The sequence below is a fragment of the Leifsonia sp. NCR5 genome (genome assembly GCF_002105485.1).
In the GTDB taxonomy this organism is placed as follows: domain Bacteria; phylum Actinomycetota; class Actinomycetes; order Actinomycetales; family Microbacteriaceae; genus Leifsonia.
In genome coordinates this window covers 35,059-55,993 of the sequence record NZ_NCSR01000020.1, presented here as the reverse complement: position 1 = coordinate 55,993, position 20,935 = coordinate 35,059, and the positions used below count along the sequence as shown (strand labels likewise).

Genomic DNA, 20,935 nt, shown 5'->3' with positions numbered 1-20,935 from the left:
CGGGGAATGTCGATGCGACGCTGGGGGAGGACGGCCGCTGCCGTCGGGATCGTGGCGGTGACCGCGATGGTGGGAGCCGTGCTGGGGGCGCTGCCCGCCAACGCGAGCCAGGACCTGTACCGGGTGGTGAACACGATCCCTGTCGTTCCCGGTGGCGGCGACGGGATGGCGACCATCCCGACCATGGCGGTCGACCAGGGCACGAACACCCTGTTCGCGCTGGTGACGGAACGCGCGCACAGCGACCTCTCCGTGCTCGACCTCACCGACGGCTCTCTGACGAAGACGCTGCCTCTGCCGGTCATCCCGCTGGGGGTCGCCATCGACGAGGCGCGGCACCTCGTCTACGTCACGGTCGAGGACCTGAACGCCGGGACCACATCGCTCGCGGTGTTCAGCACCACGAGCCTGACGCAGGTGGCGACCATCCAGCTCGGCGCTGTGCACCTGATCGGTTCCAGCGGGGACAGCGGGATCGCCGTCGACACCGCGACGGGCTCGGTCTACGTCGTCGGGGACCGCCAGGTGGGCGCAGCTCAGACGCCATCCTTCCTGGTGCTGACCGCCGCGCAGATCGCCACCGCGGTCGGCGGTACGGCTGTCACGCCGACGCCGGTCGCGCTCCCGGGCACACAGCAGCAACCGGCCGGGATCGCCATCGACCCCGCCGGAGGCGTCGTGTACGCGGTGACGTCGTCGCCGACGGACTCCACGCTGTTCTCGCTCAGCACGGCGACGAACACGGTGACACGCACCGTGCCGCTGACGGGGATCGCGCACGTCGCGACGGTCGACCCGTCCACCGGCACCGTGTACGTCTCCCGTCGCACGTCGGCGTTCTCGTCCGCGTACGAGGTGGCGATCGTGCCGCGCGGAGGCTCGGCGGTGACCGCGACCATCGGCCTTCCCGCCCAGGCGGAAGCGCTCCAGGTCGACCTGACGGCCGGCACGCTCTACGCCGCGGTCTCGCAGCCGTTCGAGGGCGGAACCATCAACGAGGTGCTCGCCATCACCACCGCGTCGAAGACGGTGGTCGGCGAGGTCCCCGTGCCGACGCCCGCCGGTCTCGCGGTGAACCAGGCGACAGGGTCCGTGTACGTCTCCGGTGCGAAGTCGGGCGACACGCTCGTGTCTGTCCTGCGGAAACTCACCACCGACAGGGTGGCGGGCAGCGACCGCTTCGCGACCTCGGTGGCCGTCTCGAAGAAGGCGTTCCCCGGCACGGCGCCCGTCGTCTACGTCGCCTCCGGCCTGAACTATCCGGATGCGCTGGCGGCCGGACCGGCTGCTGCGAAGCGCGGCGGCCCGCTGCTGCTCACGCCGCCGACCGGGCTCACGCCGGATGTCGCGGCGGAGGTCGCACGGCTCAAGCCGGCGAAGATCGTGGTCGCCGGTGGCGCAGCCTCCGTCTCCGACCACGTGCTGAGCCAGCTGCGCACGGCGGCGCCGTCGGCGACCGTGACTCGCGCAGCGGGTGACGACCGGTTCTCCACCTCGCGCTCCGTCGTGACGGGGGCGTTCTCGTCCGCGACCACCGTGTACCTGGCCTCCGGCCTGAACTTCCCGGATGCGCTGTCGGCCGGAGGGGCTGCGGGGTCGAAGGGCGCTCCCGTGCTGCTCGTCAACGGCGCTGCGGACTCCGCTGACGCGGCGACGACGGCGCTGCTGAGGTCGCTCGGGGCGACGAAGGTCGAACTGGTCGGCGGAACGTCGGTGATCTCGAGCGGCGTGGAGTACTCGCTGACGCAGAGCGGCTTCACGGTCGACCGTCTCGCCGGATCGGACAGGTACTCCACGGCGGAGGCGGTCAACGTGACCACGTACCCCACCGCATCCACGGCGATCATCGCCACCGGCTTCGGCTACCCGGATGCCCTCGCGGCGAGCAGCTGGGCAGGCAAGACGTCCTCGCCGCTGTTCCTCGCTCCCGGCAGCTGCGTGCCGACCGGTGTGCTGGCCGATATGGGCCGCCTCGGCGTCCGCACGGTCACCCTGATCGGTGGCCCGACCGTCCTGACGACGGAGGTCGAGGGGCTCACGCCGTGCGTGGGGATGTAGCGGAGGGCTGAGCGCGGCTCAGAGCACCGACGCCGTGAACAGGTCCCTGTCCTCCGGGTGGAGGTTGAAGCGGTCGAGCGTGAGCGTGCCGTCCTCGTAGACGAACTCGTGCACGGAGCCGTTCGGGATGACCTCGCCGGGGCCCGGCAGCGCGTGATCGGTCACGTGGCGGACCAGGGAGCCGATCACGCCGCCGTGGCTGACCACGATGACGGACTCGCCCTGGTGCCGCTCTCCGAGCTCCAGCAGGGCGGGGAGGGCGCGCTCGACGACCTGGTCGCGGGACTCGCGGCCGGGCACGGGCGTTCCCTCCGGCCAGCGGGCCAGGATCTCGGCGCCGGTGAGGCCCTCCGCGTCGCCGTAGCTGCGCTCCACGACCTCGGGGAGCGGCAGGGGAGCATCCAGACCGGTGTGCGACGCGATGATGCTGGCCGTCTCGCTCGCGCGGCTCAGCGGGCTCGCGTAGATCGCGTCGTAGCTGCCGCCGGCGAGCGCGCGACCGGTGGCCTCCGCCTGCTCGCGCCCCGTGTCGTTCAACGGGATGTCGCTTGACCCTTGGATGCGTTTGGCGAGGTTCCAGTCGGTCTGACCGTGGCGAACGAGGGAGATTCTGGTCACGCGCGTCCTTTCAGGTGAGGACGCGGAGGCGGCGGCTGGGCTAGGTGAGCCTCGCCGCGAGTTCGACGAGTGTCTCCGTCGTCCCTGCGTTCAGCTTAATGGTCGCGCGACCGTCGCCCTTGGTGTCGCCCCTGTTGATGATGACGATCGGCAGCTTGCGCCGCCTCGCCTCCTCCAGCAACCGGATGCCCGAGTTGACCGCCAGGGACGACCCGGCGATGATCAGCGCCTCCGAACTGCGGACGAGCGCGCTCGCCTCCCGGTACTTCTCGGCCGGGATGAACTCGCCGAAGAACACCACGTCCGGCTTGAGGCGACCACCGCAGACCGTGCAGTCCGGCACCTGGAACGCATCCACGTCTGTGACGATCGCGTCGCCGTCCGGGGCGATCTCGACGGCGCCGTCCGCATCCAGCCACGGGTTGGCCTTCTCGATGCGCGCGGCGATGGCCTCACGGGCGAAGATCTGGCCGCAGACCAGGCAGAGAACGCGATCCATCGCGCCGTGCAGGTCGACCACCTTGCGGGAGCCCGCCTGCTTGTGCAGGCCGTCCACGTTCTGGGTGATGACGCCGTTGGCCGCACCGCCCAGCTCGAGCGCCGCGATGGCGCGGTGGCCGTCGTTCGGGGCCGCGGCGGCGAACCGGCGGTAGCCGAGGTGGCTGCCCGCCCAGTACCGCTTGCGGAAACCGTCGTCGGCGAGGAATTGCTGGAAGGTCATCGGCGTGCGCTTCGGCGCGCCCTCGCCGCGGTAGTCGGGGATGCCGGAGTCGGTCGAGACACCGGCCCCGGTCAGCATGGCGAAGCGGCGGCCGCTGAGCAGGTCGACCGTCGCGTCCAGGTCTCTGGCCAGTTCGGGAGAGAGCTCCGTCGTCACCGTTGCCACAGGCATCCTCCAGTCGGTTCTGTTAGAAGTCTAAACACGCGAGTTTTCCGGAATGTTTCCGACGACTGGCAATCTGTAAGCTGCACCGCGATTCTCCGGCGCAGGAAGAGAGGCACCAGCCGTGCGCATCCACCGCATCACCGACCTGACAGCCGACGGGCTGGCCGACTATTCGCGGCTCACCGACGTGGCCCTGCGCCGCGTCAGCGAGCCGGAGGGAGGCCTGTACATCGCGGAGTCGTCGAAGGTGATCACGCGCGCACTGGCGGCCGGGCACCGCCCGCGCTCCGTGCTGCTGCAGGAGCAGTGGCTGGCAGACATCGAACCGCTGCTGGCCGGATACCCGGACGTGCCGGTGTTCGTCGGAGAGCGCGGCGTGCTCGAAGAGCTCACCGGCTACCACCTGCACCGTGGGGCCCTGGCGGCGATGCACCGGCCGGTGCTGCCCGACCCTGCCGACCTGCTCAGGGATGCCCGGCGCGTCGTGGTGCTGGAGGACATCGTCGACCACACGAACGTCGGCGCGATCTTCCGCTCGGTCGCCGGCCTCGGCGCCGACGCCGTGCTGGTGAGCCCGCGCTGCGCGGACCCGCTGTACCGCAGGAGCGTCCGCGTCAGCATGGGCACGGTGCTGCAGGTGCCGTGGACGCGCATCCCGGAGTGGGACGAGGCAGCGCCGATCCTGCACGACGCCGGGTTCGAGATCGCGGCGCTCGCACTCGCCGACGACGCCGTCGAGCTCGCGGCGTACGCGTCGGACGCTCCCGAGCGGGTGGCGCTCGTGCTCGGGTCGGAGGGCGACGGGCTGAGCAGGAGGGCGCTGGCCGCGGCGGACACGGTGGTGACCATCCCGATGCTGCACGGGGTCGACTCGCTCAACGTGGCGTCGGCGAGTGCTGTCGCACTCTGGGCGTTGACACGTTGACCGCGCGTTCTCAGCCGACGCCTCGGTAGCCCCGCATACAATTCTCGGGTGTCAGACCAGCCTCGCCGTGTGTCCCCCCAGGTGTACCGCCGTCGCCGGATCGTCGTCTTCAGCCTCGTCGGGGTCGTCCTCGCCAGCCTGATGTACCTGTCTGGCTCGCTGTTCGGGCCGGTGCCTGCGACCGCCGCCGTGGTGCAGCACCAGAAGAGCATCGCGCAGCCGGCGGCCCAGCTGGCCTGGCCCGGTTGGGGTGCGAGCGCCATCTCCGCACCGGATGTGGACGGCGCCACCGAATACCACGGCAGCGACAAGAGCTTGCCCATCGCGAGCGTGACGAAGACGATCACCGCGCTCGTCGTGCTCGACGCGAAGCCGATCAGTGGAGGGTCGGAGGGCCCGACGATCGACTTCACGCAAAAGGACGTCGACATCTGGAACCAGGTGATCGCCGACGGCGGATCGTGGGCGCCGGTCGTGGCCGGCACCTCGATGACCGAAAAGCAGGCGCTCACCGCGATGCTGCTCCCGTCGGCGAACAACTACGCGATCTCGCTGGCCAACTGGGCGTACGGCTCCACGGACAAGTTCGTGAAGGCGGCGAACGGGTGGCTGGCGGACAAGAAGTTCACCGGCACCCACCTGACCAGCCCGGACGGCCTGGACCCCGGCAGCGTCAGCACGACGAAAGACCTGATCGGCATCGGCAAGCTGGTGCTCGCCGACCCTGTGCTCTCCTCGATCGTGTCGCAGAAGTCCGCGACGCTGCCCGGCGCAGGCGCGCAAGACAATACGAACACGCTCCTCGGCTTCGAGGGCATCGACGGGATCAAGACGGGCAACACCGACGAGGCGGGCAACTGCCTCCTGTTCTCCGCGGAGATCGGCGTGGGAAGCAACAAGGTGCGCGTGGTCGGCGCCGTGCTCGGCGCACCGACCCACGACGACCTGTGGGCGGCCGTCAAGGCGCTGCTGGTGAGCATGAAGGGCGGCTTCCACCAGGTGGATGCGTCGACCGTCGGGCAGCAGTACGGCACGTACTCGACCCCCTGGGGAGCGAAATCCGCCCTCGTCTCCACCTCGACGAAGAGCTTCGTCGTGTGGTCGGACACGCCCATCCAGGTGGATATGCAGACGCGCACCATCCAGTCGGGCCGAAAAGGCGACGTGGTCGGTCAGGTCACCTTCACCCTCAACGGCACCACGCAGACCGCCCAGCTCGCGCTCGCGAAGGACGTCCCTGACCCCGGCCTCGGCTGGCGCCTCGCCCACCCCGGCGGCCTCGGCGCCTGACCCGCGCGCGCCTCAGTCGGCGGGGCTAGGGGAGGCGGAAGGGGCCCGCGTCCGGGCGCTTGGGGAGGACGTGGTCGCCAGAGGACTGGTGGCGGATGCGCCGGACCACCCAGGGCACGAGGTATTCGCGCGCCCAGGAGATGTCTTCGGAGCGCGCCTGGCGCCAGGTGCGCGGCGGCAGCGGCTCGGGCTGCAACGGCTGCAGGTCGTTCTCGACGTTGAGCGCCGCGAGCACCATGCGGGCGACGGTGTGGTGCCCGAGCGGGGCGAGGTGCAGGCGGTCCGGCGCCCACATCCGCTGGTCCTGGATCTCGGTCAGCGACCACTGGTCTGCCACGATCGCGTCGTACTTGGCGGCGACGGCGCGCACGTTCTCGTTGTAGATCGCGACCTTGCCGCGGATGCCGCGGAACACGGGGGAGAAGCCGACGTCGACACCGGTGAACACGACGACGGTCGCCCCGTCGGCGCTGAGCTGTGAGACGGCCTGGTCGAACAGCGCGGCGATCTGGTCGGGGTCCGTGCCGGGCCGGATGACGTCGTTGCCGCCGGCGGAGATGGTGATCAGGTCGGGACGCAGGGCGACCGCCGGGGCGACCTGCTCATCCAGGATCTGCTTGATCAGCTTGCCGCGCACGGCGAGGTTGGCGTATGCGAAGTCGTCGGTCTGGCTGCTCAGCACCTCGGCGACGCGGTCGGCCCAGCCGCGGTGTCCGCCGGGGCTGCCCGGCTCAGGGTCGCCGATCCCTTCCGTGAACGAATCGCCGATGGCGACGTAGCGGGACCACGGATGCTGCGCTTCGGACATACCTTCATTCTGCACCTTGGCATCCGGGGCGCACGTTCGGGCCGCACTCAGACGGGACGCAGGAGGCACGCAGACGGCACGCCCGGGCCGTTCCGCCGGGTGAGCGAGTGTCGGTGGGAGCCGGTAGATTTGATCCAAGTGGAACAGCCGACCGAACCCGATACCTCGCTTCGCCCTGGTGCGCACGCCGGAACCTTCGCTGCTGAACACCTGTCGCCCTCCTTCCCGGAGCGCGCGGCCTGGGGAACAGCGGGAAAACTGCGTGCGTGGCAAGCCGAGGCCCTCGACGCGTACTTCGAGAACGAACCCCGCGACTTCCTCGCGGCGGCGACGCCCGGCGCAGGAAAGACCACGTTCGCGCTGCGCCTCGCCACCGAACTGCTCGCGCGGCGCGTCGTCGAGCGGATCACCGTCGTCGCCCCGACCGAGCACCTGAAGCGGCAGTGGGCGGAGGCTGCCGAGCGCGTCGGGCTGCACCTCGACCCCGAGTTCAAGAACTCCGACGGCCGGTACGCCCGCCACTTCAAGGGCGTCGCCGTCACGTACGCGCAGGTCGCGATGCGGCCCAGCCTGCACAAAGACATCACCGAGAACTACCGCACCCTGGTCATCCTCGACGAGGTGCACCACGGCGGGGATGCGCTCAGCTGGGGAGACGGCATCCGGGAGGCGTTCGAGCGGGCCACCAGGCGGCTCTCGCTCACCGGTACGCCGTTCCGCTCCGACACGGCGCCCATCCCGTTCGTGACCTACCTGCCGGACAAAGCGGGCATCCGCACCTCGCTCACCGACTACAACTACGGCTACGGCCGCGCTCTCGCCGACGGCGTCGTGCGTCCGGTGATCTTCCTCGTCTACGCCGGGCACATGCGCTGGCGCACCAAGACCGGCGACGAGATGGAGGCGCGGCTCGGCGAGGGCAACACCAAAGACATCACCTCGCAGGCCTGGCGCACCGCCCTCGATCCGCGCGGCGAGTGGATCCCGGCCGTGCTGAACGCCGCGGATCGCCGCCTCACCGAGGTGCGCAACGCCATCCCGGACGCCGGCGGTCTCGTCATCGCCACCGACCACTACGCGGCGCGCGCGTACGCCGACCTGCTGCAGCAGATCTCCGGGGAGCCGGTCACGGTCGTGCTCTCCGACGAGAAGGAGGCGAGCGACAGGATCGCGGAGTTCGCCGCTGGCACCTCCCGGTGGATGGTCGCGGTGCGGATGGTGTCGGAGGGCGTCGACGTGCCGCGGCTGGCGGTGGGCGTGTACGCGACCAGCGCATCCACCCCGTTGTTCTTCGCGCAGGCGATTGGACGCTTCGTGCGGGCCAGGCGTCGCGGCGAAACGGCGTCGGTGTTCCTGCCGAACGTCCCGACGCTGATGGCGCTGGCGAATGCGCTCGAACTGGAGCGCGACCACGCGCTCGACCGGCCGACCGACGAGAACGCCGAGGGCGACTTCTTCAACCCGGAAGACGCCATGATGGCGGAGGCGAACCGGCAGGAGCGCGCTTCCGAGGGCCTGATGGACGAGTTCTCGTTCGAAGCGCTCGGCTCCGAGGCCAACTTCGACAGGGTGCTCTACGACGGGCAGGAGTTCGGCAGCTTCGCCGTTCCTGGCAGCGACGAGGAGCTCGACTTCATCGGGCTGCCGGGCATCCTGGAACCCGAGCAGGTGCACGAACTGCTCACGCAGCGACAGCAGCGGCAGGCGCGCCGCACCAGCTCCCGCCCGCAGTCCGCGGAGGGACACCCGCCCGCGCCGCTGTACCGCAACCTCAAGGAGCAGCGCAGCCTGCTGAACAGCCTGGTCGGGCTGTACTCGAAGAACACGGGAGAGCCGCACGGGCTCATCCACGCCGAGCTGCGCCGCGTCTGCGGCGGCCCCGCCGTCGCGCAGGCGAGCGTGACTCAGCTGCAGGCCCGCATCGACTACCTGCGCAAGCGGCTCGGACGCGCGTAGCCGGTCGCGCTCAGTCCAGCGGGCCGCGCACGCGGTAGCGCAGATGGAGCACGCGGTCGCCCTGGATCACCGCGGGGTCGTCCAGCAGGCGCTGCACGTCGGCCGCGCCGAAATAGCGCTTGCCAGCGCCGAACACCGCGGGCGCGACGTCCATCCGCACCTCGTCGACCAGCCCGGCGGCGAAGACCTGGCCGCCCACGTCCCCGGCGGCCACCTCGACGACGCGGTCGCCGGCGAGCCGCTGCGCCGTGGCCACCGCGGTCTCGATGTCGTGGACGAAGTGGAAGGGCGCTGCGGGATCCCAGCCGTCCGGTGCCGGCCGGTGCGTCACGACGACCACGTGGTCGACCCCGCCGGGCGGCCGGCCGTCCCAGCCGTCGGTCAGGTCGAAGACGTGGCGTCCGACGATCGTCACCGCGATGCTGTCCCAGTACGGCCGGACGTAGTCGTACGACGCCCGAGACACCAACAGCACGCCGCTCTCATCCAGGGGCACGTCCCCGCTGGTGAGCCAGTCGAACAGCGGCCCAGGCTGGTCGTCGCTGTCGGCGATGAAGCCGTCCGTCGACACCGAGGCGTACATGACCACCGAGCCCACGTGGTGCTCCTCTCCGTCTGAGTGCCCCCAGTATGCCAACGGGCGGCCGCAGTGCGCGACCGCCCGTCTGGCAGTTCCGGATGCGGTGTGCCGCCTAGATGACGCCCATCGCGATCATCGCGTCCGCGACACGGGTGAACCCGGCGATGTTCGCGCCGAGGACGTAGTCGCCCGGGGCGCCGTACTCGTCGGCGGTCTCCGCGCAGCGGTCGTGGATGCCGACCATGATCTCGGCCAGGCGGCTCTCGGCGTAGTCGAAGCTCCACGCATCCCGGGAGGCGTTCTGCTGCATCTCGAGCGCCGAGGTGGCCACGCCGCCCGCGTTCGCCGCCTTGCCGGGCGCGAACAGCACGCCGGCCGCGGTGAGGACCTTGACCGCCTCCGGGGTACACGGCATGTTGGCACCCTCGACGACGGCGGCGACACCGTTGCTCGCGAGCGTCCTCGCGGCATCGCCGCCGAGTTCGTTCTGGGTGGCGCAGGGGATGGCGACGTCGATCGTGGTCTCGGCGGCGAGCGCCCAGATGTCGCCGCCCGCACGGTAGTCGGACGCGGTGCCGCGCGCGTCGGCGTAGTCGCTCAGTCGTCCGCGGCGCTGCTCCTTGATCTCGCGCAGGAGGTCGAGGTCGAGGCCGTCGCGGTCGTAGACGACGCCGGAAGAGTCCGAGCAGGCGACGACGGTTCCGCCGAGCTGCTGCACCTTCTGGATGGCGTAGATCGCGACGTTGCCCGATCCGGAGACGAGCACGCGGGCGCCGTCGAACGAACGGCCGCGGGTGGACAGCATCCGGTCGGCGAACACGACGGCGCCGAAGCCGGTGGCCTCCGTGCGGACGAGCGAGCCGCCCCAGCCGATGCCCTTGCCGGTGAGGACGCCGGACTCGTAGCGGTTGGTGATGCGCTTGTACTGGCCGAACAGGTAGCCGATCTCGCGACCGCCGACGCCGATGTCTCCGGCGGGCACATCCGTGTACTCGCCGAGGTGGCGGTACAGCTCCGTCATGAACGACTGGCAGAACCGCATCACCTCGGCATCCGACTTGCCCTTGGGGTCGAAGTCGCTGCCGCCCTTGCCTCCGCCGATCGGCAGGCCGGTGAGGGCGTTCTTGAAGATCTGCTCGAAGCCGAGGAACTTAACCGTGCCCAGCGTGACGGTCGGATGGAACCGCAGGCCGCCCTTGAACGGGCCGAGTGCCGAGTTGAACTCGACGCGGAAACCGCGGTTGATCTGCACGCGCCCGGCGTCGTCCGTCCACGGCACGCGGAAGATGATCTGGCGCTCCGGCTCGCAGAGCCGTTCGAGCACGGCGGCCTCGGCGTAGCGGGGGTTCCTGGCGATCACCGGGCCGAGAGAGTCGAAGACCTCCCTCGCCGCCTGATGGAATTCTGGTTCGCCGGCGTTCCGCCTGAGGACGTCGTCGAGGAGGGTTGTGAGGTCAGTAGTCACTCGCGGCCTTTCGATGGTGCACAAGATTTCTGAGTCTACTCTCAGAAACCTGACCCTCTCCGCTGTGTGACGGCGGCCGGTGCGCGGCTGGCTCGGGCCCGGTTCGCACCCGGTTCGCCGGGGTGAGGTGAGCCTGTGCATGCTGGCACAGCGGGCTCCGACTTCCTAGGCTGAGCGCATGACCGAGCGACAGGTGGACGGGCAGCACGCCGACGAACCGCACAGGGAGGGTCTGGCGCAGCGTCTCAACTGGCTGCGCGCCGGAGTGCTCGGCGCGAACGACGGCATCGTCTCCGTCGCCGCCGTGGTGGTCGGCGTCGCCGGTGCGACGAGGGACATCGCCCCGATCCTCACGGCCGGTGTCGCCGCTCTCGTCGGCGGCGCGATCTCGATGGCGCTCGGCGAGTACGTCTCGGTGAGCAGCCAGCGCGACAGCGAGCACGCCCTCATCGCGAAGGAGCGCAGAGAGCTCGCCGAGATGCCGGAACAGGAGCTCGCGGAGCTGACCGGGCTCTACGAGGCCAAAGGCCTGAAGCCGGAGACGGCGCGGCAGGTCGCCATCGAGCTGACAGAGCACGACGTGCTCGCCGCCCACCTGTCGGCCGAGCTCGGGATCGACCAGGACGACGTGGTGAGCCCGTGGCACGCCGCGCTCGCCTCCGCCGTGGCGTTCACGATCGGCGGCCTGTTGCCGCTGCTGACCATCCTGCTGCTGCCGGAGGCGGTGCGCATCCCGGTCACGTTCGTGGTGGTGCTGGTGTCGCTCGCGATCACCGGATACGTCGCCGCGTACATCGGAGGCAGCCCGCGCGGGAAGGCGACGCTGCGGGTGGTGATCGGCGGTGCGCTGGCCCTGATCGTGACGTTCGCGATCGGCGCGCTGCTCGGCACGAGCGGAGTGGTGTGATGGCGGAAGGAGAGACCGTGGCCGGCTTGAAGGACAAGAGGGACATCGTCGCCAACTGGCTGCCCCGCTACACCGGGACCGCCCTGGAGGACTTCGGCGACCACATCCTGCTCACCAACTTCGGCGACTACGTGCAGCGCTTCGCGGAATGGTACGGAGCAGAGGTGCGCGGCGCCGACCGGCCGATGCCGAACGCCACCGCCGACGGCATCACGATCATCAACTTCGGGATGGGCAGCCCCAACGCCGCGACGGTGATGGACCTGCTGAGCGCGGTGCAGCCGAAAGCGGCCCTGTTCCTCGGCAAGTGCGGGGGAGTGAAACGCAAGAACCAGCTCGGCGACCTCGTCCTCCCCATCGCGGCGATCCGCGGGGAGGGCACGTCGAACGACTACCTCCCGCCGGAGGTGCCCGCACTTCCCGCCTTCCAGCTGCAGCGCGGCGTCTCCACCACGATCCGCGACTTCGGCCACGACTACTGGACGGGCACGGTCTACACGACGAACCGCCGCGTCTGGGAGCACGACGAGAAGTTCAAGGCGAGGCTGCGCGAGACCCGCGTGATGGCGGTGGACATGGAGACGGCGACGATCTTCGCCGCCGGCTTCGCCAACCGCATCCCGTGCGGCGCACTGCTGCTGGTCTCCGACCAGCCGATGATCCCGGAAGGCGTGAAGACCGCCGAGAGCGACCGCGGGGTCACCGGGATGTTCGTGGAGCGGCACATCCGGATCGGCGTCGAGGCGCTGCGGCTGGTGCGGCGCAACGGTCGCAGCGTGCGCCACCTGCGGTTCGAGGACGAGTAGTGGAGGCGGGACGGGCGGGGCCGCGCGGGTCAGGGCGCCGTGAGCAGGTCGCGCAAGCGAGTCCTGACCGGATGCGCGACACCGAGCGTGTCGAAGATCTCCGCGGCACGCTCTGCCGTCTCGCGCACCGTTGGGGTGGCGGTGGTGAGCCAGTCGTCCACCTCTGCGGCAGTCCACGCCGCCTGGCGGTCGGTGGTCGGCGCGTGGGATGCGCTTCCTGCCATCGCCCGGACGGAGCGGGCGTAGTCGTCGGCGACGACGTCCGGTGGCACCCCGGCGTTGCCGAGCAGGAGGGCGCTGATCATGCCGGTGCGGTCCCGTCCTGCGCTGCAGTGCACGAGCATCCCGGGCCGGGCGGCGGCGATGGTTTCCAAGGTGGTGCGGACGAGGTGGGGCTGGAGGCGCCAGTTGTGCTGCCAGTATTCGGGTGAGTCGAGGATCGGGAAGCAGACCCGTTGGAACTCGGGGTCGGATTGGTCCTCCGTCGGCGCGGAGATGACGTTTGTGCCGGTGAGCGCCCCAGACGACACCGCCGGATCGCCGTCGCGGAGGCCGACCTCGTGCGCGCAGCGCAGGTCGACCACGGTGCGGAGGCCCCAGGTGTTCGCTGCCGCCCAGCCGCTGTCGGTGAGCAGTTCGCGCCGGGGGCCGCGGGCGATCCGGCCGAAGACAGTGGCGCCGGTGGGGGAGAGCGGCGTGGGAAGACCGCCGAGGTCGCGGGCGTTGGGGTAGCCGTCCCAGGCGAGGTCGCGCATCCATTCACGATGTGGCGTTGAGGAGGAGAAGTCGCGCGACACGCCGCCAGATGCTCCGTTCGAGCGGAGTTTCGGGCCTGGGCGGCCGGGTTATCCGGCGGAGCGGAGTGCGGCGGCGCGGCGGACCGGGCGCCCCTACCGGAAGTCGCGCGACACCGTGCGCATCCCGGCGTCGAGCGGCTCCAGGCGGTCGGCGATCACGTTGACGACGCCCTCCTCGCTGCGTTCCAGCATGCCCCGGATGATCATGGCCGGGGCCTCGCGGGCGACACGGCGGTAGCGGTTCCAGACGCCGACGGGGCAGATCACGTTGATCAGGCCGGTCTCGTCTTCCAGGTTGAGGAAGGTGACCCCGGCCGCCGTCGCCGGACGCTGCCGGTGGGTGACCACGCCGCCGACCTCGATGCGTCTGCCGGACTCCGCCGTGGCGAGGCCGTCGGCCGAGTAGACGCCGCGGGCGCGCAGGTGCGGGCGGAGGAAGCCGATCGGGTGGTCGTCGGTGGAGATGCCGGTGGCCCACAGGTCGCTCGCCAGCTGTTCGGCCGGGCTCAGCATCGGCAGCAGGGGAGGCTGCACGGAGATCGAGGTGCCCGCCAGGTACTCCGGCTTCTCCTGGGCGGCGTTCCCCGCCTCCCAGATCGCCTGGCGGCGGCTCAGCCCGAAGCTCTCGAACGCCCCGGCAGCGGCGAGCGCCTCCAGCTGGGCCACGTTCAGTCCGACGCGCCGAGCCAGGTCGCCGAGGCTCAGGTAGCGGCCACCGGATGCGCGTTCGGCGACGATGCGCTCCGCCAGCTTCTCGCCGATGGTCGTCACCCCCGCGAGTCCCAGCCGCACCACATGGCCGGCGTCCCTGCGGTGCAGCGTGTGGTCGAGCGGCACGCTGCGGTCGAACGGGGCGATCTCCGGCTGGTCGTGGTCCAGGCACGGGTCGGTCCCCGTCGGGCCGGCGGCGGCCGCATCCATCGGTTCGAGCACGGGGAACACCATCGAGCGTTCGATGTCCGGCCGCTCGACCACCACGCCGTGCCTGCGCGCGTCGGCGGTGAGGGTGCGCGGCGAGTAGAACCCCATCGGCTGCGCCCGCAGCAGGGCGGCGAGGAACGCGCCGGGGTAGTGCAGTTTCAGCCACGAGCTCACGTAGACCAGCAGCGCGAAACTGATCGCGTGGCTCTCCGCGAAGCCGAAGTTCGCGAACGCCTCGATCTTGGCGTAGATGGCGTCTGCGTCGTCGCCGACGATGCCGTTGCCCGCCATCCCCGCATACAGTTTGTCGCGCAGCGAGCCGATCTTCTCCTGCCCGCGCTTCGACCCCATCGCCCTCCGCAGCAGGTCGGCGTCCTCCGCCGTGCAGTCGCCGACCGCGACCGCCATCTGCATCAGCTGCTCCTGGAACAGCGGCACCCCCATCGTGCGTTCCAGCACCGGCACCAGCGCCGGATGCAGATAGGTCACCTCCTCCTGGCCGAGCTTCCTGCGGATGTACGGGTGCACGGCGCCGCCCTGGATGGGGCCGGGCCGGATGAGCGCGATCTCGATCACCAGGTCGTAGAACGCGCGCGGCTGCAGGCGGGGCAGCGTGCCGATCTGCGCCCTGCTCTCCACCTGGAACACGCCGATCGAGTCCGCGCGGCAGAGCATGTCGTACACCCCCTGCTCCTCCTTCGGAATGCTGTCGAGCGTCCACTGCTCGCCGAGCGACTGCGCGATGGTCGTCATGGCGTAGTCGATGGCGCTCAGCATCCCGAGGCCGAGCAGGTCGAACTTGACCAGGCCCATCCAGGCGCAGTCGTCTTTGTCCCACTGCAGCACGGTGCGGTTCTCCATGCGGGCGTGCTCGATCGGGCAGACCTCGCCGACCGGGCGGTCGGTGAGCACCATGCCGCCGGAGTGGATGCCGAGGTGCCTCGGGAACTTGAGCACCTGGCTGGCCAGGCCGACCACCGCATCCGGGATGTCGTGGTCGGCCGTCGGCTGGATGGAGCCCCACGAGTCGATCTGCTTCGACCAGCCGTCCTGCTGCCCGGTGGAGTATCCGAGCGCCTTCGCCATGTCGCGCACCGCGTTCTTCGGCCGGTAGGTGATGACGTTCGCCACCTGCGCCGCGTTGTGCCTGCCGTATTTGCGGTAGACGTACTGGATGACCTCCTCGCGCCGGTCGGAGTCGAAGTCGACGTCGATGTCCGGTTCCTCCTCGCGCATGCTCGACAGGAAGCGCTCGAACGGCAGCGCGTACTTGATCGAGTCGACGGCGGTGATCCCGAGCAGGTAGCAGACGGCGGAGTTGGCGGCGGAGCCCCGGCCCTGGCAGAGGATGCCCTGGCTGCGGGCGAACCGCACGATGTCGTAGACGATGAGGAAGTAGCCGGGGAAGTCTTTGGCCTCGATCACGTCCAGCTCCCTGGCGATGCGCTCCCGCTTGGCCTGATTGGTGGCGATGTCCGGGTAGCGCTCCTCCGCGCCGCGCCAGGTGAGCTCGCGCAGCCAGCTCATCGGGGTGTGGCCGTCCGGCACCTCCTGCTTCGGCAGCTTCGGGCGGGCGCTGCGCAGCCGGAACTCGAGATCGTCCGCGACCTCCACCGTGCGCTCGACGGCGCCGGGGTAGCGGGCGAACCGCGTCGCCATCTCGCGGCCGGAGCGCAGATGCGCCGCGTCGGAGGCGGGCAGCCAGCCGTCCATCTCGTCCAGGCTGCGGCGGGCGCGCACGGCGGACAGCGCGGAGGCCAGCGGGTATTGGGCGGGGGAGGCGTAGTGCACGTTGTTGGTGGCGACCACGGGCATCCCGAGCCGGGCGGCGATGCGGGCGAGCACGTCGTTGTCCGTGGTGTCGCGCGGGTTGCCGTGGTCGATCAGCTCGACCAGGACGTTGTCGCGGCCGAACAGCTCGCCGAGCCGCGCCACCTCCCGCTCGGCGGCCCGTTCGCCGTCGGAGGCGAGGGCGAGGCGCACGTCTCCTTTGCGGCAGCCGGTGAGCACCATCCACTCTCCGGATGCGCGCCGCGCCAGCTCAGCGACGTCGTAGACCGGCCGCCCCTTCTCCTCGCCGGCGAGCTGGCCGTCGGTGATCGCCGCCGCCAGCCGGTGGTAGCCCTCCTGCTTCTTGGCGAGCACGACGAGGTGGCTGCCCTCCGGATCGGCCTCTCCGTTCTGCGGGCGGCTGAGCTCCAGCGACAGCTCGGCGCCGAACACGGTCTTGACCCGCTCGTACGCCTCGGCGGCCTCCGCCAGGTGGACGACCCCGTACAGGCCGTCGTGGTCGGTGACGGCGAGGCCGTGCAGCCGCAGCCTGGTCGCCTCCTCCAGCAGTTCCTCCGGCGAGCTCGCACCGTCGAGGAAGCTGAAGTTGGTGTGCGCGTGCAGCTCGGCGTACGGCACGTGGCCGTCCGGCTCCTCCTCCTGCACGATCGGGGCCGGGGTGTACGCCGGTCGTTTCCTGGACGACGGCCGCTCGTCGGCCTGCTCGCTCGTGCGCCGGCCGGAGAGCCTCCGCTCGAACTCCGACCACGGGATCGGCGGGTTGTTCCAGCCCATCAGCGTTCTCCGCCCGGGTCAGTCTTACCCGGCAGGTCAGCCATCCCGCCCGGGTCAGCCATGCGCGGCAGGTCAGTCATGCGCGGCAGGTCAGTCATACCGCGCCTCCGCCTGCCACGCGCCGTCCGCGAGCACCAGCAGCCACGCGTTCCCGTCCGCGTCGACCACCTGGAAGCGATGCGCCGTGCGCGAGGCGGCAGCATCCCACCAGCGTTCCCGCACCGGCCACGGGCCCGCCCAGGAGTCGACGGGGCGCGCATCCCGTGCCGTGCCCGTCGATGAGAACCGGGCGATCGGCTCCGTGACGACGCCGCGTCCCGTCACCCCGACCTGCTCGCCGTCCGCACCGAGCACCACCACGGGTCGCGGCGCCTCGAACACGGTCGACGGCGCCGGGGCGGGCAGGCTGCCCGGCCACGGCTGGTCGGCGCGCGCCACCCCGACGGCGCGGTCGCCCCACGGCACCAGCACCTGCCGCTCCGCGAGCCCACGCCCGCCGCCGATGGTCGCCGTGAGCACCGCGTCGTGGCCCAGGATGCTCTGCACCCGCGACAGCCCGTGATGGATACGCTCGTCCGCGCCCCCGCCCCACAGCCCCTCCTCGTGGTGGCCGATGTCGTCGACGGCCTCCGGCTCCACCAGCACCCGCGCGATCGGGGAGCCGAGCCCGCTCTCGATGCTGCCGGAGCCCTGCAGCTGCCAGCGCACCCTGTCGACCACGTCGGCCGCCGAGAACAGCCGGGGGTGCAGCCAGCTGCGCTCGCTCACCCGGCCGGACTCGTCCGTCACCTCGATGCGCAGCGCCGTGCACACCAGCCCCGCCTTGGTGAGACCGCCGATGAACGCCTCCGCCGTGCCCCGGAACGCGAACGTCACCTGGTCCACCCTGTCGAGCGGCGGCTCGAACTCGATCGCGCGTTCCAGCTGCTTCGGCGGCGTGCGCGGCACCACCGCCGTGCTGTCGAGCCCGCTCGCGATGGTGTGGCACCAGGCGCCGCGCTCCCCGAACCGTTCCCGCACATCCGTCGCCCCGAGCGCGGCCAGGTGGCCGAGGGTGTGGATGCCCAGCCTGCGGAACAACGGGGTCAGCTCGTCCTGCCCGAGCTGCGCGATGGGCAGAGGGGAGAGGAACGCGGGGGAGTCGCCGGGCGGGATGACCCTGATGCGCTCTGCACCGGTCGTGCGGGCCGCCTGCTCGGCGGCGAACGGACCGTCTGCGATGCCGATGCGCGCGTCCGGGATGCCGAGCCCTTCGAGGCAGCGCAACAGTTCGGCGGCGGCCTGCTCCTCTCCTCCGTAGTAGCGGGCTGGGCCACGGGCGCGCAGCACGCAGGTGCCGGGACGGATGGGCTGGACGCCGGGGGTGATCTCCTCGATCGCGGCGAGCACGGGGTCGAAGGCCCGCGCATCCAGGACGGGATCGTACGGCAGCACCTGCAACTGGGTGCAGCGCGCCTGGGCCTCCCGGATGCGCAGGCCGCGCGTGACGCCCTCCGCGCGCGCTGCGGCGGAGCAGGCGAACACGAGGTTGCGGTCGAGGAGCGCCAGCGGGGTGTCCTGCGGCAGATCGCCGGCCTGCAGGGCGGCGATCACCGGCCAGTCCGGGCACCACAGCACGATCGCGCGGGTGACGGCCGGCATCTCAGCTCACCGCTTCCAGGCGCGTGGTGCCGGACGCCGAGCGGAAGCTCTCGTCGAGCGCCGGCAGCCAGAGCTCCGCGCGGCGGCGCTGGCCGGAGCCGCCGCGCGGAGCGGATTCGACGGTCACGCGGCGGGAGGAGAGGTAGCCCGTGCCGCCCCCGAGGCCGTCCCAGCCGCTGCGGGAGACCGTGAGCGTCGCCTCGACCTGCGGCCAGTCTCCCACCACGATCAGGGTGGCCTCCCGCTGCCGCAGCCGGGCGGTGAGCCTGGCGATGTCGCCGTCGCGCGCCCGGCTGGTGGGGGCGACGACCACGACGCTCAGCACATCCACGACGGCGGCGGTGACGGTCAGCCACTGCTCGCCGGGGTGCGGGACGAGCACGAGCCGGTCGAGGTCGATCCCGAACCGGCCTGCCGCCTCCGCCCCGAAGTCCGGCATCCCGACCACGCCGCACCACGCACCGGATGCGCTCGGGCCGGCGAGCATCGCCATCACGAGCGTCGTCGACCCGCGCACCGCGTACGCGGCACCGGCCTTCAGCGCACCGCCCGGCAGCAGGGGAGAGAGCGCCGGGTGCGTCTCCAGCCGCCTGCTCTCCAGCGTGGTGGCCTGCATCTGCCGGATGCGCGACTGCAGCTCGTGCACCTGCGCGCGGTCGACGACCGGCTCGGTGACGGTGGCTGCTGAAGAATGCATGCCTCTATTTTCGAACATATGTTCGACGATGGCAAATGCATTTTCGGGCCGCGCCGGGCACGTCACATCCCGCGCCGCGCACTCCGCTCCGGCGGAGAACCGGCCGCTTTCACGTCGTTTCTCCGCTCCAGCGGAGTGCCGGACGGCGTGTCGAGGGAAATCTCCTGCGCAACGGATGCAGAGCCGCGGCGCGCGCAACACCGGATGCGCGTGGCGACACGCCGCGCATCCATCCGCTCAAGCGGAGATGGGGCCGGGATGCGGCGGAAACTCCGTACAAGCGGAGACGGGGCTGGAAAGCGGGCGGCGCTGGGCAAACGAAAACGGGGCCGCGCCGAAGCGCGACCCCGTTCGAAGCTCAGGTCAGAGCGGGCGGATGTTCTCCGCCTGCAGGCCCTTGGGGCCCTGCGTCACCTCGAACTCGACCTTCTGGTTCTCCTCGAGCGAGCGGTAGCCGCTCGAAGCGATCGCCGAGTAGTGGGCGAACACATCAGCGCCGCCGTCGTCGGGAGCGATGAAGCCGAAGCCCTTTTCAGCGTTGAACCATTTGACCGTACCAGTAGCCATATCTCCTCCAGGAGCGATATTCCTCGACCCCGACTGTCGGGGCCTCGTCGCGTGTTCTCCTGCTCCTGTAAAGCTGGCAACGCTCCGGGTTTGGGACGCACCTATCCAACACATGCAAAACACACGACTGGCCTTAGCCTAGCCGCCAACCGCGAAAAACACACCAGTGACGCAGAATCCGACCGTCGCGGTTCGTCACGGTTCGGTGACGAAGTCGATCAGGTGCTCCACCCTGCCGAGCAGTTCCGGCTCGAGATCGGTGAAGTTCCGGACGCTGCCCAGGATGCGTTTCCAGGCGCGGGCGGTGTCCGCCTGGGTCTCGTGGGGGAGTCCGAGGGCGGCACAGATCCCCTTCTTCCACTCGATCGAGCGCGGGATGCTCGGCCAGGCGTCCAGCCCGACGCGCGCCGGTTTCACGGCCTGCCAGATGTCGATGTACGGGTGCCCGACCACGAGCACGTGCTCTCCGTACGGCCCGCGCTTCACCGCGTCGGCGATCCTGCTCTCCTTGGAGCCGGGCACGAGGTGGTCGACGAGCACGCCGATGCGGCGGGACCGGTCCGGCGCGAACTCGCGCACGATCGCATCCAGGTCGTCGACGCCCTCCAGGTATTCGACGACGACGCCCTCCACGCGCAGATCGTCTCCCCAGACCTTCTCCACCAGCTCGGCGTCGTGCCGGCCTTCGACGAAGATGCGGCTGGCGCGGGCGACCCTGGCCTTCTGGTCGGCGACGGCGAACGATCCGGATGCGGTCCTCGCCCGTGCCCCTCCGCCCTTCGCGGCGTGCACCAGCGTGACGGGCGACCCGTCGATCAGGAACGATCCGCTGAACGGGAAGACGCGCTTCTTGCCGAAGTAGTCCTCCAGCTCGACGGTCTGCCCTTCGATGCGGGTGACGGCGCCGCAGAAGCCGCTCGCGGCATCCTCGATGACGAGGTCGCGCACCGCCTCGACCTCGGGCACGGCCACGCGGCCCGCGTTCTTCCAGTCGGTCGCCAGCACATCGGCTCCGTAGCGGTCGTCGTTCACCCGGAGAGACTAGAGGGTGCGGGGGAGGTGGAGGGGGAGCCACGCCATCAGTCGAAGATCCTCACGAGGTGCCAGCTGCGGCTGGTGTTGTCGTGCCGCACGTCGAATACGTGCGCGCATCCCGTGTCGTCCGTGGCCTGGAAGCGCCAGCCGCCGATCTCCCTCGGCAGGCTGCCGACGCCGTAGCGGTGCTCCCCGAACGGCCGCCACCAGGCGCAGACCTCCGCCCACACCGTCGGCGTGTCTGTCACGCGGTATCTGGTCGCCCGCCACACCAGCCTGGTCGGGATGCCGTCGTCCGTCGTCCACACCGCGACGGACTCTCCGATGTCGGTCATGCCTCTCACCTCGCTCGTTCGAACGTTTGTTCGATTAACGAGTGTAAAGCCATCGACCGACGAATGCACCTGCGCCAT

General features: G+C 70.6%; 18 protein-coding genes. 6 read left to right on the top strand and 12 right to left on the bottom strand.

Annotated elements, in window-relative coordinates:
- Window positions 1-6: 6 nt before the first annotated feature.
- Window positions 7-2,058, top strand: coding sequence for a cell wall-binding repeat-containing protein (locus B7438_RS15720; protein WP_085370631.1), 2,052 nt, complete (start codon window positions 7-9; stop codon window positions 2,056-2,058).
- A gap of 18 nt (window positions 2,059-2,076) precedes the next feature.
- On the opposite strand, the gene B7438_RS15715 is transcribed toward B7438_RS15720, so the two are convergent.
- Entirely contained in the window at window positions 2,077-2,676 is a 600-nt protein-coding gene (locus B7438_RS15715; protein ID WP_085370630.1) for a histidine phosphatase family protein, read from the bottom strand.
- A gap of 40 nt (window positions 2,677-2,716) precedes the next feature.
- Window positions 2,717-3,562, bottom strand: coding sequence for a Sir2 family NAD-dependent protein deacetylase (locus B7438_RS15710; RefSeq protein WP_085370629.1), 846 nt, complete (start codon window positions 3,560-3,562; stop codon window positions 2,717-2,719).
- A gap of 121 nt (window positions 3,563-3,683) precedes the next feature.
- Here B7438_RS15710 and B7438_RS15705 point away from each other — a divergent pair, with 121 nt between their 5' ends.
- Window positions 3,684-4,487: an RNA methyltransferase gene (locus tag B7438_RS15705; RefSeq protein ID WP_085370628.1), complete on the top strand. Its 804-nt coding sequence runs from the start codon at window positions 3,684-3,686 to the stop codon at window positions 4,485-4,487.
- A gap of 48 nt (window positions 4,488-4,535) precedes the next feature.
- A complete protein-coding gene (locus B7438_RS15700; protein ID WP_256922070.1) occupies window positions 4,536-5,777 on the top strand; it encodes a D-alanyl-D-alanine carboxypeptidase family protein in 1,242 nt (413 codons plus the stop codon).
- A 25-nt stretch (window positions 5,778-5,802) separates the two neighbouring features.
- Here B7438_RS15700 and B7438_RS15695 read toward each other — a convergent pair whose 3' ends face one another.
- Window positions 5,803-6,585 carry an SGNH/GDSL hydrolase family protein gene (locus B7438_RS15695; RefSeq protein ID WP_085370626.1) on the bottom strand — a complete coding sequence of 261 codons (783 nt, stop codon included), beginning with the start codon at window positions 6,583-6,585 and terminating at the stop codon, window positions 5,803-5,805.
- Window positions 6,586-6,723: 138 nt separating this feature from the next.
- Between B7438_RS15695 and B7438_RS15690 the strand changes: the two genes are divergently transcribed.
- Window positions 6,724-8,541, top strand: coding sequence for a DEAD/DEAH box helicase (locus tag B7438_RS15690; protein WP_085370625.1), 1,818 nt, complete (start codon window positions 6,724-6,726; stop codon window positions 8,539-8,541).
- A gap of 10 nt (window positions 8,542-8,551) precedes the next feature.
- Here the strand turns inward: B7438_RS15690 and B7438_RS15685 are convergent, their stop codons facing one another.
- Window positions 8,552-9,139 carry a dihydrofolate reductase family protein gene (locus B7438_RS15685; protein WP_085370624.1) on the bottom strand — a complete coding sequence of 196 codons (588 nt, stop codon included), beginning with the start codon at window positions 9,137-9,139 and terminating at the stop codon, window positions 8,552-8,554.
- Window positions 9,140-9,233: 94 nt separating this feature from the next.
- Window positions 9,234-10,586 (bottom strand): NADP-specific glutamate dehydrogenase, encoded by a 1,353-nt coding sequence (gene gdhA, locus B7438_RS15680; RefSeq protein WP_256922069.1) that lies wholly within the window; start codon window positions 10,584-10,586, stop codon window positions 9,234-9,236.
- 178 nt (window positions 10,587-10,764) lie between these two features.
- On the opposite strand from gdhA, the gene B7438_RS15675 reads away from it, so the two are divergent.
- Together B7438_RS15675 and B7438_RS15670 are read left to right on the top strand one after the other, a co-directional pair.
- Window positions 10,765-11,493 (top strand): VIT family protein, encoded by a 729-nt coding sequence (locus B7438_RS15675; RefSeq protein ID WP_085370622.1) that lies wholly within the window; start codon window positions 10,765-10,767, stop codon window positions 11,491-11,493.
- Between the two features lie 17 nt (window positions 11,494-11,510).
- Complete coding sequence (locus B7438_RS15670) at window positions 11,511-12,299, top strand: AMP nucleosidase (RefSeq protein WP_247597070.1); 789 nt, start codon at window positions 11,511-11,513, stop codon at window positions 12,297-12,299.
- Window positions 12,300-12,328: 29 nt separating this feature from the next.
- Here B7438_RS15670 and B7438_RS15665 read toward each other — a convergent pair whose 3' ends face one another.
- From B7438_RS15665 to B7438_RS15635, 7 genes are all read right to left on the bottom strand, one after another.
- Window positions 12,329-13,054: a tyrosine-protein phosphatase gene (locus B7438_RS15665; RefSeq protein WP_085370620.1), complete on the bottom strand. Its 726-nt coding sequence runs from the start codon at window positions 13,052-13,054 to the stop codon at window positions 12,329-12,331.
- Between the two features lie 135 nt (window positions 13,055-13,189).
- Window positions 13,190-16,582, bottom strand: a complete 3,393-nt coding sequence (locus B7438_RS15660) for an error-prone DNA polymerase (protein ID WP_085370619.1) — start codon at window positions 16,580-16,582, stop codon at window positions 13,190-13,192.
- A 90-nt stretch (window positions 16,583-16,672) separates the two neighbouring features.
- Entirely contained in the window at window positions 16,673-18,223 is a 1,551-nt protein-coding gene (locus tag B7438_RS15655) for a DNA polymerase Y family protein (RefSeq protein WP_085370618.1), read from the bottom strand.
- A 1-nt stretch (window position 18,224) separates the two neighbouring features.
- On the bottom strand, window positions 18,225-18,920 hold the full coding sequence (locus tag B7438_RS15650) for a hypothetical protein (RefSeq protein WP_085370617.1): 696 nt from the start codon (window positions 18,918-18,920) through the stop codon (window positions 18,225-18,227).
- Between the two features lie 363 nt (window positions 18,921-19,283).
- The gene (locus B7438_RS15645; protein ID WP_055893908.1) at window positions 19,284-19,487 is read right to left on the bottom strand and encodes a cold-shock protein; all 204 of its coding nucleotides are present in this window, start codon (window positions 19,485-19,487) and stop codon (window positions 19,284-19,286) included.
- 195 nt (window positions 19,488-19,682) lie between these two features.
- Window positions 19,683-20,519 carry a DUF3097 domain-containing protein gene (locus tag B7438_RS15640; protein ID WP_085370616.1) on the bottom strand — a complete coding sequence of 279 codons (837 nt, stop codon included), beginning with the start codon at window positions 20,517-20,519 and terminating at the stop codon, window positions 19,683-19,685.
- Between the two features lie 47 nt (window positions 20,520-20,566).
- The gene (locus B7438_RS15635; RefSeq protein ID WP_085370615.1) at window positions 20,567-20,857 is read right to left on the bottom strand and encodes a DUF6504 family protein; all 291 of its coding nucleotides are present in this window, start codon (window positions 20,855-20,857) and stop codon (window positions 20,567-20,569) included.
- Window positions 20,858-20,935: the final 78 nt, after the last annotated feature.

Bases quoted from the DNA above. Each gene is read 5' to 3' on its own strand.
- B7438_RS15635 (WP_085370615.1), bottom strand. From the start codon at position 20,857: ATGACCGACATCGGAGAGTCCGTCGCGGTGTGGACGACGGACGACGGC.
- B7438_RS15655 (WP_085370618.1), bottom strand. From the start codon at position 18,223: ATGCCGGCCGTCACCCGCGCGATCGTGCTGTGGTGCCCGGACTGGCCG.
- B7438_RS15695 (WP_085370626.1), bottom strand. From the start codon at position 6,585: ATGTCCGAAGCGCAGCATCCGTGGTCCCGCTACGTCGCCATCGGCGAT.
- B7438_RS15665 (WP_085370620.1), bottom strand. From the start codon at position 13,054: ATGCGCGACCTCGCCTGGGACGGCTACCCCAACGCCCGCGACCTCGGC.
- B7438_RS15675 (WP_085370622.1), top strand. From the start codon at position 10,765: ATGACCGAGCGACAGGTGGACGGGCAGCACGCCGACGAACCGCACAGG.
- B7438_RS15720 (WP_085370631.1), top strand. From the start codon at position 7: ATGTCGATGCGACGCTGGGGGAGGACGGCCGCTGCCGTCGGGATCGTG.
- B7438_RS15650 (WP_085370617.1), bottom strand. From the start codon at position 18,920: ATGCATTCTTCAGCAGCCACCGTCACCGAGCCGGTCGTCGACCGCGCG.
- B7438_RS15660 (WP_085370619.1), bottom strand. From the start codon at position 16,582: ATGGGCTGGAACAACCCGCCGATCCCGTGGTCGGAGTTCGAGCGGAGG.
- B7438_RS15645 (WP_055893908.1), bottom strand. From the start codon at position 19,487: ATGGCTACTGGTACGGTCAAATGGTTCAACGCTGAAAAGGGCTTCGGC.